At 39.3% G+C, this 12976-nt stretch carries 12 protein-coding genes; 5 read left to right on the top strand and 7 right to left on the bottom strand.

What is annotated here, in order from left to right; translation table 11 throughout:
- Nucleotides 1-56: 56 nt before the first annotated feature.
- On the bottom strand, nt 57-1160 hold the full coding sequence (locus tag ALFOR1_RS02440) for a phosphoribosylaminoimidazolesuccinocarboxamide synthase (protein WP_104641952.1): 1104 nt from the start codon (nt 1158-1160) through the stop codon (nt 57-59).
- A 375-nt stretch (nt 1161-1535) separates the two neighbouring features.
- Between ALFOR1_RS02440 and ALFOR1_RS02435 the strand changes: the two genes are divergently transcribed.
- Genes ALFOR1_RS02435 through ALFOR1_RS02420 form a run of 4 tightly spaced genes read left to right on the top strand, consistent with a single transcriptional unit; the run spans nt 1536 to nt 5125 of the window.
- A complete protein-coding gene (locus ALFOR1_RS02435; RefSeq protein WP_104641951.1) occupies nt 1536-2606 on the top strand; it encodes a CDP-glycerol glycerophosphotransferase family protein in 1071 nt (356 codons plus the stop codon).
- Between the two features lie 9 nt (nt 2607-2615).
- Nucleotides 2616-3314 (top strand): ABC transporter ATP-binding protein, encoded by a 699-nt coding sequence (locus ALFOR1_RS02430; RefSeq protein ID WP_104641950.1) that lies wholly within the window; start codon nt 2616-2618, stop codon nt 3312-3314.
- On the top strand, nt 3311-4609 hold the full coding sequence (locus ALFOR1_RS02425; protein ID WP_104641949.1) for an ABC transporter permease: 1299 nt from the start codon (nt 3311-3313) through the stop codon (nt 4607-4609). The genes ALFOR1_RS02430 and ALFOR1_RS02425 overlap by 4 nt, the downstream gene beginning before the upstream one ends.
- A 15-nt stretch (nt 4610-4624) precedes the next feature.
- Nucleotides 4625-5125 (top strand): DUF3299 domain-containing protein, encoded by a 501-nt coding sequence (locus ALFOR1_RS02420; RefSeq protein WP_104641948.1) that lies wholly within the window; start codon nt 4625-4627, stop codon nt 5123-5125.
- Nucleotides 5126-5183: 58 nt separating this feature from the next.
- Here the strand turns inward: ALFOR1_RS02420 and ALFOR1_RS02415 are convergent, their stop codons facing one another.
- Nucleotides 5184-5537 (bottom strand): four helix bundle protein, encoded by a 354-nt coding sequence (locus ALFOR1_RS02415; RefSeq protein ID WP_104641947.1) that lies wholly within the window; start codon nt 5535-5537, stop codon nt 5184-5186.
- A 248-nt stretch (nt 5538-5785) separates the two neighbouring features.
- Nucleotides 5786-6259, bottom strand: coding sequence for a peroxiredoxin (locus ALFOR1_RS02410; RefSeq protein WP_058546917.1), 474 nt, complete (start codon nt 6257-6259; stop codon nt 5786-5788).
- Nucleotides 6260-6731: 472 nt separating this feature from the next.
- On the opposite strand from ALFOR1_RS02410, the gene ALFOR1_RS02405 reads away from it, so the two are divergent.
- Nucleotides 6732-8174, top strand: a complete 1443-nt coding sequence (locus ALFOR1_RS02405) for a capsule assembly Wzi family protein (protein WP_104641946.1) — start codon at nt 6732-6734, stop codon at nt 8172-8174.
- 98 nt (nt 8175-8272) lie between these two features.
- On the opposite strand, the gene ALFOR1_RS02400 is transcribed toward ALFOR1_RS02405, so the two are convergent.
- From ALFOR1_RS02400 to cysC, 4 genes are all read right to left on the bottom strand, one after another.
- The gene (locus ALFOR1_RS02400) at nt 8273-9439 is read right to left on the bottom strand and encodes a nucleotide sugar dehydrogenase (protein WP_104641945.1); all 1167 of its coding nucleotides are present in this window, start codon (nt 9437-9439) and stop codon (nt 8273-8275) included.
- A 129-nt stretch (nt 9440-9568) separates the two neighbouring features.
- On the bottom strand, nt 9569-10489 hold the full coding sequence (galU, locus tag ALFOR1_RS02395; protein WP_104641944.1) for a UTP--glucose-1-phosphate uridylyltransferase GalU: 921 nt from the start codon (nt 10487-10489) through the stop codon (nt 9569-9571).
- Nucleotides 10490-10912: 423 nt separating this feature from the next.
- On the bottom strand, nt 10913-11869 hold the full coding sequence (locus ALFOR1_RS02390; RefSeq protein ID WP_104641943.1) for a DHHA1 domain-containing protein: 957 nt from the start codon (nt 11867-11869) through the stop codon (nt 10913-10915).
- 414 nt (nt 11870-12283) lie between these two features.
- A complete protein-coding gene (gene cysC, locus ALFOR1_RS02385) occupies nt 12284-12895 on the bottom strand; it encodes an adenylyl-sulfate kinase (RefSeq protein WP_104641942.1) in 612 nt (203 codons plus the stop codon).
- Between the last annotated feature and the right edge of the window lie 81 nt (nt 12896-12976).

Here is a 12976-nt window from a genome sequence, read left to right as displayed (position 1 = left end):
GCCCAGTAACTAAAAATAAAAACTGGGCTAACTCGTTATTACATACTTTAGTATTGTTATTTTACAATAAGTCCGTAATCGGCATCTAAAATATCAATCACTTCTTGGCGAGGATCTTCAGGTATTACAATATCTTTACCTACAATTTTACTTGCTATGCCTACATAAGTATTCGAGACTTCAAGCATAACAGCCTCTGGTAAAATGTAATCTTTAGCGAGTTGCTCGCGCTCGTCCATACGATCTTTGTTTAATAACACGTCACTTTCTGGCACGTTAGAAATTAATAACTGACGAAATCCCTCTTTAGAGTTTTCAACTATTTTGCCATCGCGGTAAGCCGCTTCATCCCATATGCGCGAAGAGTCAGGTGTACCTACTTCGTCAATATAAATAAGTTGTTGTGCACCGTTTAAGTCCTCTACATAGCCAAACTCAAATTTTGTATCAACAAAAATTTGATCAAGCTTTGCCAGCTCATCACTAATTAACTTAAAACCCTCAACCAATAGTTTTTCGTATTTAGTAACGTCATCAGCTGATTTAAAGTTAAATACATCTAAATTATCAGTGATATTAGCACGGGTAATATTCACATCATCAACAGGTGGAATATCGGCAACACCTTCAATAATGCCTTTGGTTGAAGGAGTAATAAGTACATCATCAAGCTTTTGGTTAGCTTTTAAACCCTCTGGTAAATCTATACCGCAAAAATTACGTGTGCCTTTTGCATAGTCGCGCCACATGCTGCCAGTAATATATTGGCGTGCAATGGCTTCTACTTTAACGGTACTTGCTTTGCGTACAATCCATACATAGGGATGCGGAATATCAACAATGTGATTCCCTGCAAGGCCTGCTTTATCGAATAACTTAAACCAATGAGATGCAACTGAATTAAGTGCTATACCTTTACCCGGCACGCCGTTTAAACCATTTTCGCCTTGCCAAATACAATCAAAAGCAGAAATACGGTCTGAAATAACCATAATTGCTAACTCAGTACCTTGAGGCACCTTGTAGCCTTTATCTTTAATGAGTCGAGCGCTGTCTTCGTCTGTTAGCCAATAAACCGAACGAACTTTACCGCTGTGTACTTCACCTTTAGTGCGAATGGGTAAATCATCGTTTACGTCTAAAACTTTATAGCTAGTCATGCTATCTCCGGGGTTAGGGATGCTCAATGAGCAAAGTATGGTATGGGGTTATAAGCGCTATATAATAAATCAGCCTACCCTAAAGCTCAATCAGCACTGAAAACTAAATAACCTGAACTCTGGTTAAGAGACTCACTAACATATTGAATTATGGTGACATTTAAATTTATTTTCTCTAGCCAGAGATTTTCAATGAAAACAAGGCGAGTTTACGCGTCAATAGCTGACCTATTGCAAGTAAATTCAACGCAGTTAGCGCTGAAAATAGCTGCTAGAGATAGGTTTATTATCCAGAGCTCAGGTTAAATAACCACGCAATATTTATATGGCTGTAATAATGCGGTAAACTCAGCGTGCTAACCAAAGGGGTGCCGCTTGAATTACTTATCTGCTACTAAAAATAAAAAGTACTTGATGTATATTTCTCAAAATTACTCATACGCTATTTTAAGACCTTTGCAGGCGCAAATTTTAGCGCACGGAGGTGAAGTACGTTGGTTTTTAGCTGGTAGCGAGGTAAACCCTAGTTTTTTAAGCTCAGATGAACAGCGATTGCATACAATTAGTGATGTAAGAAGCTGGAAGCCAGATATAACGTATATTCCGGGTAATATTGTTCCAAGCTTTATTCCAGGTAAAAAAGTAGCTGTTTTTCATGGTTTTAATTCAGAAAAGCGTAGTTCTGAAGGAAACCGAGGGCACTTTACCATTAGAGGCTGCTACGATTTATATTGTACGCAAGGCCCTAACACCACTGAGCGCTTTAAAGAACTTGCACAGCAGCATGGTTTTTTTAAAGTAACCGAAACAGGTTGGCCCACCTTAGACCCTTTATTTAGCGACTCACAAAGTAACCCATATAGCAGTAACGACCCACGGCCTACACTACTTATTTGCTCTACTTTTTCACGAAAGCTTTCGCTAGCCCCTAAATTATTTGAGCAGATAAAGCGCTTTAGTGAGCAAGGTAAATGGCGAATTTTAATGCAGTTCCATCCAAAAATGCCAAGCGAATGGGTTAAAAAATACAAAGCGTTAAGTAATGAAAACTTAACCTTTATAGAAACAGACAACGTGTTACCCTTGCTCAAAGCTGCTGATGTAATGCTGTGTGATACATCATCAATACTACTGATGTTTTTACTCCTTAGAAAACCAGTAGTCACTTTTTGCAATCAAAAACCGATGCCTCACTTACTTGATGTAACACAAGCCGATGAAGTAGAAGCCGCCATAGAGCATGCATTAACAAAACCTAAAAACTTAATGCAACATATTGAAAGCTACTGCCAAGAGCTTCACCCATACACCGACGGCCAATCAAGCCAAAGGGTGCTAAACGCAGCAAATGAGTTTTTACATAAAAACGAAAAACTAAAACCTAAACCTCTTAACCTTTTTAGAAATTTAAAAATGCGAAAAGAGTTCAACTTTTGGGGTTGGTAAAACTACACAATGATTAGTCTTAATAACGTTACCTTTAAATGGCATAAAAACGACCCTATCCCCACGCTCAATATACCTACCCTAATAATAAATAAAGGTGAGCATGTTTTTTTACATGGCCCTAGTGGCTCGGGTAAATCAACATTATTAGCACTACTGGCAGGTATTAATACCGCCACCAGCGGTGATGTTTTAATATTAAGTCAAAATTTAAATACACAAAGCAACACCAAACGAGATGCCTTTAGAGCAGATCATATTGGTTATATTTTTCAAAACTTTAATTTGCTCCCTTATCTATCGCCAATCGAAAATGTAACGCTTGGCTGTGAGTTTTCAAAAAGCCGACAACAAAAAGCCTTAAAACAGCACTCTGAGCCTAAACCTTCATTACAAAAAGAAGCCGTACGTTTACTAAACGCATTAGGGCTTAATGAGCAGTACCATAATAAAGATGTAGCCACATTAAGTATTGGCCAGCAGCAGCGTGTTGCAGCAGCCCGCGCATTTATAGGCAGCCCAGAGCTTATTATTGCCGATGAGCCCACTTCAGCACTTGATGCAAACAACCGCCAAAACTTTATAAAGCTGTTGTTTGAACAAGCAAAGCTCTCCAACAGTACTTTAGTTTTTGTAAGCCACGATGAAAGCTTAAAACCGCTATTTGATCGTGCTATTGATCTAATGAGCTTGCAGGAGCCACTATGATCCTTACTAAACTTGCCTACAAAAGCTTATTAAATCGTCGTGCAAGCGTATTACTCACGCTTTTTACCATCGCTATAAGTGTAATGCTGCTTTTAAGCATTGAGCGCATACGAGTTGATGCAAAAAGTAGTTTTAGCAATACTATTTCAGGCACCGATTTAATTGTGGGAGCGCGAACCGGCGATATACAATTATTGCTTTCATCAGTATTTAGAATTGGCCATACAAATAATGGCGTAAGCTGGCAAAGTTATGAATACATTACTCATCAACGCGGCGTTAAATGGAGTATTCCTATAAGCCTTGGCGATAGCCATAAAGGCAAAGCGGTACTTGGTACAACGCTTGATTACTTTGCGCATTACCAATTTGCTAAAAAACAGAACTTAACCTTTAACCAAGGGCATGCCTTTACAGCCATTAACGAAGTAGTACTAGGAAGTGATGTAGCAAACCGCTTAAATTATAAATTAGGTGACCAAATAGTTATATCTCATGGTATGGGCAATACCAGCTTTCATCACCATAAAGACAACCCTTTTAAAGTTATCGGCATTTTAAATGCCACTGGCACGCCAGTGGATAAAACCTTACACATACCACTGGCCGCAATTGATTTAATACATGATAGCTCTGCTCATAACGAACACGATGAACACGATGAACACGATGAACACGATGAACACGATGAACACGATGAACACGATGAACACGAAAAGCATAATGATTTAACGGGGCACCCCAAACAAATTACCGCTTTTTTAATGGGCTTCGATTCGCCTTTATACACGCTACAAATTAGGCGAAATATAAATCAATATAAAAAAGAAGCACTGCTTGGCATTATGCCAACGGTAACGCTTAAAGAGCTGTGGCAAATGTTAGCAATAGTCGAAAAAGTATTACTGTTGTTTTCGGGTGTTGTAGTGCTGGTTAGTTTATTAGGTATGCTCACTACGCTGCTTGCTAATTTAAACCAACGACGACGCGAACTTGCTATATTGCGCTCTGTAGGTGCTCGCCCTTGGCAATTATTCACGCTAATAAGTATTGAGTCACTTTTTACCACCTTGCTCGGGTGCATTGTAGGCAGCGCGCTTTATTACTTAGTTATGCTTTTAGCCAGTAGCTATCTACAAAGCCACGCAGGCATAAGCGTAAACATAGCTATGCTCTCTTACTATGAACTCACCTTAATAGGCGTTATTATGGCTGCCGGTTTTATTATTGGTTTAATACCCGCCACCCGAGCTTACTTTTACTCACTCAGCGATGGCATGAGTATAAAAATATAATTTTTTAGGTATCCCATGACGTTTTTTAAAACAGTAGTTAATTACAGCTTATGCATTAGCTTATTATTTATAAGCTTTATTAGTAATGCCAACCCGCCAAAAGAGATTTTTTGGGAAGATTTAATTCCTAAAGGCCATGTACAAATAGATACACAAGCGCAAGCCAATCATGAAGGCAGTGAGCAAAATTGGGTGCAACCCGATTTAGATGCACCAGTAGTAAAAGCGCTTGATGGAAAATCTGTGAGTTTACCAGGTTTTGTAGTGCCGCTAGAGGGCGATAGCGAAGTGATCACCGAGTTTTTATTAGTGCCATACTTTGGCGCGTGCATTCACGTACCACCACCACCGCCAAACCAAATAGTACATGTAACAATTAAAGGCGGCGTACCTATCGACAGTTTATACGACGCAATAGTAGTAACTGGTATTATAAGTACACAGAGCTGGTCAGGCGAAATAGCCCAAGTAGGATATAAAATGAAAGCGGTAGGCGTAGCGCCGTTTGAATTATAAGTTCAGCGGTTAGCGGTTAGCGGTTAGCGGTTAGCGGTTAGCGGTTAGCGGTTAGCGGTTAGCGGTTAGCGGTCGATTTTAGTCTAGCAATTAAGCCCGTCAACATTTTTGATAACGCCACAGTTTCATCTAACCAAACTGTACCTACAGGCTGTTTGATATAACCTATATCTATTCCAATATAAATTTGGGTCCGGGCTTCTGCAAGTGATGATCGAGCAATATCTAAAAACCTTACTTTTTCTTTATTACTTTCCCTAGTCATACCCTCTGCAATGTTGCTCGGTATAGATAACCCAGAACGAGTTAGTTGATCCCTAAATCCAAAATCCTTTATATAGGCAGTCTCTTTGTAAATTTGCGCACTTAATCGCGCTGAGCGTTTCCAGACATCCAAACTTTCGAAGTTCATAATTTAAGCCATTAGCTATAAGCTTTGCTTATACTAGACCTCATTTCGAAAAAGTAAAAGGCTGTAAGCATATACTAACTAGCTTACCTACAAAGCCCTACGACAGATAGCTGAAAACTAATAGCTAATAACTGATAGCTAATAACTGACAGCTTATAACTGATAGCTGATAGCTGATAGCTGATAGCTGATAGCTAACAACTAACAACTAACAACTGACAACTGACAACTAAAACCTAAAAACGCCCTTAAATTTTCTCTAATACATACTCAGCGCGACTCACTTCAAACTCTTTTCCTTGCTCTACAAATAGTCCTGTTACTTCAGCATTATCAATAATCATTGCGTAACGGCTAGAGCGAGTGCCACCAAAACCGGCAGTGTCTTTATCAAGGCCTAGTGCTTTGGTAAAGCTTGCATCACCATCTGCAAGTAATGAAATTTCTTCTGCGTTTTGCGATTCACCCCACGCTTTCATCACAAATGCATCATTTACCGATACGCAGTAAATAGCATCGACACCTTTAGCCTTTATTTTATCAGCAAGAGTAATAAATTCAGGTAAGTGCGCATTAGAACACGTTGGTGTAAAAGCGCCTGGCACTGCAAATAGCACTACCTTTTTACCATCAAACAAATCTTTATTAGTAAGTGTTTGCATACCGTCATTAGTTAACTGTGTTAGTGTCACATCTGGTAATTTTTGGCCTTGCTCAATCATGATAAATCCTTATTGGTGTTGATATAATATACGGTTACAGCATATAGCATTTACTAAACAGATGTTATAAAAACCGTTTTCAGTAAAACATAAAGCCTATTATTTTTTGCATATCTAAAGCGCAGCACCCTCTAATTTCTTTTTGAATAAATTACTTTATCAGGGTCAGATCAAATAACTAATAACTAATAACTAATAACTAATAACTAATAACTAATAACTAATAACTAATAACTGACAACGGATAACTGATAACTGATAACTAACAACTGATAACTAATAACTAATAACTGATAACTAATAACTGATAACTAACAACTGATAGCTGATAGCTGACAGCTGACAGCTGACAGCTAAAAACTAACAACCCAAAACTACTGCCTATAAACGCTTTTTCCTTTCTTACTAACGTATTTATTGCTAACCTCGCATTAACGTTTTTACTATCATAAAATTTGCTAACGGAATAATTATGCTCAAAAAAATATCACTGTTTATAGGGATGGCAATCAGTGCAAACGCAGTTGCTAAAGGAGGTGTGTCACCTTACTTACCTTTAAACCAAGTACCTGAACTTGAGCACCAAGTACAACGGCTTTTAGCCGTAAGTAAAAACACTCATATAATGAGTAAACCTTATAAAGCGCACGATATTTACAACGTGCTACAAACTATTAGGCACACTTACCCCGAGCTATATCAAACACTTTCGTACCAACTTAGTCCTTATATTCAAAGCGATGCTGGTGCATTTGCAAAAGTGACTATTGCCGCAGGTACAAAAAATAAAACATTGCCAAACCAACGCGGACAAACCACTAAAACCAACTTAATTGTTGAAGGCGGCGCATACGCCAACTTTGGTCGCCATTTTGGTGTAAGTGTGGCAGGCATAGCCAACGAAGACGAAATATTGCCAACACAAAGCTTTGTTTACCTAGGTTATAAATACGCCCAATTAGATATTGGTTACCGAGAGCATTGGTACTCACCATTTGAAGACAGCGCCATGCTACTAAGTACACAAGCTAAAACAACGCCTTCTATAACGCTTAGTAACGTAGAGCCAATAACTAGCTTTAACATTCGATACGACATGTTTATAAGCCAAATGACCGAGCAAAGCGGCATATTAAAAGAGGGTAAACAAACAGGTGTAGATAGAGTTTACGAACCTGGTAAGCCGTACTTATTTGGTTTTCATACAAGCTTTGCTGCTACCGATAACCTAACTATTGGTTTAAGCCGCTTAATGCAATTTGGTGGCGGCCCGCGCAGCGTAACGTTAAAAGACTTTGCTGAAGGCTTTTTTAGCCCAGGTAGTAAAGACAATATAGGGCGAGAAGATGCTGATGAACTTGGAGAAAACTACGAACTAGGCGATCAATTAGGCTCTATTACCTTTGAATACAATAACAGTATTTATTCAATGCCTTATGAGCTTTATGGTGAAGTTGCACTGGAAGATACCTTAGGCGGCTCGCGTAATAACGCCTATAGCTTTGGCCTATACTTGCCATTTATTGCTAACAACCACAGCTTACGCTTTGAGCACAGTAACTGGCAGTTTCTTTGGTACGCAAATGGTATTTACTTAGACGGAAACCGTAACTCGGGTAATGTTATTGGCCACTGGGGTGGCGATGAGCACGAATATACCGACTATACTGCAGCTAAATCAATGAGCGTAAATTGGCATTGGCAATTAAGTCCTATAGAAACACTTAATACCACTGTGCGCTCACTTGAAAATAAAAACTCTGGTTATAAAACGGGTTACGAGCTGCAAACAGCGTATACACGTAAATTAAGTAAACCAATAATGGGTGCTAAAAGTTGGGGTGCAGAGCTTTATCAAGGAAAGGACGTATACGGAGAAACGTTTGCTCGCTTAGGTGTTTTTGCTAACTTTTAAAACTTATAAGCAATACAGCACTATGCTAATAAAATTATAATTTATTAAAAAGTCTTCTAAGTATATGTTTACTTAGAAGACTCAAAAACTTTTACTTTTTAATCGCTACCAAATAAATCTCGTGTGTACACTTTATCTGCAATGTCACTTAGCTCTTCAACCATACGGTTAGAAACCACAACATCAGATATTTGCTTAAACTCGTTTAGGTCTTTTATTACACGCGAATGATAAAACTCGTTTTCTTCAAGTACTGGTTCAAAAACAACAACCTCAATACCTTTAGCTTTAATGCGTTTCATTATGCCTTGAATAGCAGACGCTCTAAAGTTATCTGAGCCAGTTTTCATTACTAAGCGATACACACCTACTATTTTAGGGCTGCGTTTAATAATTGAGTCAGCAATAAAGTCTTTACGAGTAGTATTTGCATCTACAATAGCGCCAATAATATTATTTGGCACATCTTGGTAATTTGCACGTAGTTGCTTAGTATCTTTTGGTAAACAGTAGCCTCCGTAACCAAACGACGGATTATTATAATGACTCCCAATGCGAGGGTCTAAACCTACGCCTTGTATAATTTGCTTGCTGTTTAACCCATGCGCCTCTGCGTAGCTATCAAGCTCGTTAAAGTAAGCCACTCGCATAGCTAAGTAAGTGTTAGAAAATAACTTAATTGCTTCAGCTTCTGTTGAGTCGGTAAATAGCACTTCAACATCTTGCTTAATAGCGCCTTGTTTAAGTAAATTAGCAAATACAGTAGCGCGCTCACTTTGCTCACCAACCACAATGCGTGACGGATGTAAGTTATCGTAAAGGGCTTTACCTTCACGTAAAAATTCTGGCGAAAATATTAAGTTTTCAGCATTAAGCTGCTGTTTAATATCGGCTGTAAAGCCTACAGGAATAGTCGATTTTATTACCATAACTGCATTAGGGTTATGCGCCATTGCATCTTTAATTACCGCTTCAACCGAGTTGGTATTAAAGTAGTTATTTTCTACATCGTAATCAGTAGGAGTCGCTATAATTACATAATCTGCATTTTTATAAGCCGCTACTTTATCGGTAGTTGCTGTAAAATTTAGGTCACTGCGCGTTAAAAACTCACTAATTTCAGTATCAACAATCGGTGATTTTTTATCGTTTAAAAGTGCAATTTTTTGCTCATCAATATCCAGCGCAACAACTTCATTGTGCTGCGATAAAAGCATAGCGTTTGAAAGGCCTACATAGCCAGTACCAACTACGGCGATTTTCATATTATTCCTTTAGGTATAAAAGTTTTTTATTATTTTACCAGAGCTAGGTGCTAAAACGAATAAACAATAAATTTAATTAAAAGAGCTACAAGTAAAAAGCCCACACTTAAAAAAGTATGGGCTTTTTTGTTATAAGTTTACTACATTACCTTTAACGGTTTGCTCGTCACTTTGAGCAATTTGGGTCATAAACTCAGTAAAGTCTTTACCTAACTTTTCATCACGCATTGAGTATTCAACAATGGCCTTTAAGTAGCCAAGTTTATCGCCACAGTCGTGTGAGCGACCACTCATATGAAACGCTTCAACGGTTTCTTGTGTCATTAACGCATCAATAGAATCCGTTAGCTGTATTTCGCCACCAGCACCAACTGGTGTTTTAGCTAATAATGGCCAAATATTTTTACTTAATACATAACAGCCAACTACCGCAAGGTTTGAAGGCGCTACGTCAGCATCAGGTTTTTCAACCATAGTTTTAATTGCAGCACTGTTGCCAGGTGTTAATTGCACGCCATTAATATCAGCAATACCGTATTTACTTACGTCTTCCTGTGCTACTGGCTCAAGCATAATTTGGCTAGCTTTGGTTTCGTTAAAACGCTTGATCATAGCGGCTAAGTTTTCAGTTTTTTGATCAGCCGTATAAGCATCAAGTATTACATCTGGTAGTAATACAATAAAATTGTCATCGCCAACAATAGGTTTTGCACATAAAATAGCATGCCCTAAGCCTTTAGCTTCGCCTTGACGAACGCTCATTACTGTTACATCAGCCGGGCAAATAGAACGAACTTCTTCGAGCAGCGCACGCTTAACACGCTTTTCAAGCGTAGCTTCAAGCTCGTAGCTTGTGTCAAAGTGGTTTTCAATCGCGTTTTTAGAGCTATGAGTTACAAGCACTATGTCTTTAATACCCGCAGCTACACACTCACTAACAATGTATTGAATAAGTGGCTTATCAACAATTGGTAGCATTTCTTTAGGAATAGCTTTAGTCATTGGTAACATACGTGTTCCAAGGCCCGCAACAGGGATAACAGCTTTCATATTTAGTCCTTTATTTTAAAATAATAATTTATAGTTTGATCTTAACTTACCAACAGTAAAGTAGATATAACCTGAATATAACTAATAACGTGTTTTATTAAATAATAAATAAGCCCAAGGCTATCACCCGTAGGCGTGAAGCTTGCTCACGCAATAAACAAAGCTTACATTTTTAAACCAGTGAGCCTGCAAGCAAGATGCCTACAAGTAAATTTAACACCGAGCCGCTCGTAGCCCATCGCCCTTTGCCCAAAGCTATCACCCGTAGGCGTGAAGCTTGCTCGCGCAAAAGCGAAGCTTACATTTTTAAACCAATGCGCCAGCAAGCAAGACGCCTACAAGTAAATTTAACACCGAGCCGCTCGTAGCCCGTCGCTCGTCGCCCATCACCCGCTGCTCGTTGTTCGTTACTACCTAACATTTCTACTTGTAATAACCTACAAGCTCCTCAACAAAGCTTTCAACTTGCGATTTAGGTAATTCGTTTATGCCTGCAGCAGCGGCACGGCCTCCGCCTGTCGCAAATTTACTACAAATATCAACGGCACCTTGCTTATTGTTAAGCGGCGCTCTTACACTTACTAAGTAACTACCTTTATTATTAAAGGTAAATACGGCATGTGCTTTATTTGGCGATTGGTTAGCTAAATCATTACCTAATACACCACTTACTCGGCGGGCCCAGGCTGCATCCTCTAACAAAATAACCTTGGCTGTATCGCAATCATGTACAACCTGTGCATTAGCAGCTTTTTCCATATCGGCTTTGTAGGCTAGCTCAAGGGTGTAATAAACCGATTTTTTATCGTTTATTGCATCAAATGGAGATTTATACTGTAAAAGCAGTTCGTATAACTCTTCTGGTGCAAAGTGCAAATCGGCCACTTCACTGCCGTAGCCGTTATAATTTATGTATGTACCAAATGCTTTTAGTTGTGATTTTTGTAAATCTGTTAAATTTAGTTCGTCAGCTTCGCTATCTGCCTTTGCAAACAAATTATCGCCATAGGCGGCAGTAATAGCCCATAAGTGAAATTGCTTATCAATTAAATCGCTTACAATTAGGCTTGTGCACATATTTGCATCTAAATCGATATGTGCAAATAAATTAGCATGAGCAGGTATGTCTCCCGCTTTATGATGATCTACATACATTACACGAGCTCCCGCACTCAACGCTTCATGCAGCTCCGACATGTTTTTTTCCATTGAAATATCTAATACTCGAATACAATCACCCTCTTGCGGAGTGATTTTTTTCATTAATTGAATATCTCTTTTCACACCGGTAACCTTTACAGTATCCGTAGGATTAGCCAGTTGAAGCTGTAATAGAGCGATAATGCCATCGGCATCACCGTTAAAAATATCGTATTTCATAATGTTCTCAAATATCCAAATATAAAAAATTTATCATAGACCCTGCTCTACCCGCAGCTTTACGCCCATCGCCCAAAGCTACCACCCGTAGGCGTGAAGCTTGCTCGCGCAATAAGCAAAGCTTACATTTTTAAACCAATGAGCCTGCAAGCAAGACGCCTACAAGTAATTTAACACCGCGCCGCTCGTAGTTTTTCGCTCGTCGCCCATCACCCGCTGCCCATTGCCCAAAGCCACCACCCGTAGGCGTGAAGCTTGCTCGCGCAATAAGCGAAGCTTACATTTTTAAACCAACGCGCCAGCAAGCAAGACGCCTACAAGTAATTTAACACCGCGCCGCTCTTAGCCCGTCGCTCTTAGCCCGTCGCTCTCAGCCCATCGCCCGTCGCCCGCCGCCCTCAGCAGCCACCTTCCCTAACTCTTAACTTCAATAATCTTATTTTTTATTAAATAACTAACAATTTGCTCTGCACTTTGTTCGATAGTTTGCTCAGCTGTTTTTACGTGTATTTCTGGGTGCTCAGGCACATCAAATGATGAACTAATCCCTGTAAAATTGGGGATCTCACCGGCACGTGCTTTTTTGTATAACCCTTTAGGGTCGCGGCTTTCGCATACAGCTAGTGGTGTATCAATAAATACCTCTACAAACTCGCCTTTATTAACAATACTACGAGCTTGAGCGCGGTCAGATGCAAAAGGTGATATAAACGCCGTTGATACAATTAAACCCGCATCAACAAATAACTTTGCAACTTCGCTAATGCGACGAATATTTTCAATGCGATCTTCGTCACTAAAGGTTAGCCCTTTATTTAAGCCCATACGAACATTGTCGCCATCAAGCAAATAAGTATGGCAACCAAGTGAAAATAACTTTGCCTCTACTGCATTTGCCACAGTAGATTTACCCGATCCACTTAACCCCGTACACCAAAGCAGTAGCGGCTTATGGCCTTTATGTTGTTGTTTTTGCTCTCTCGACACAGTTTGAGCGTGCCATACAATGTTTTCGTCTTGGCTCATTAAAGCACCTTTTTATTATTAAACACCAAACTCCCTCGTAGGCGTGAAGCTTGCTCACGCAATAAGCCAAGCTTCCATTTT

This window comes from Pseudoalteromonas carrageenovora IAM 12662 (genome assembly GCF_900239935.1).
Taxonomy (GTDB): Bacteria; Pseudomonadota; Gammaproteobacteria; order Enterobacterales; family Alteromonadaceae; genus Pseudoalteromonas; species Pseudoalteromonas carrageenovora.
Note: the sequence above shows the minus strand (reverse complement) of the source record. Positions and strands in the feature narration are given on the sequence as shown.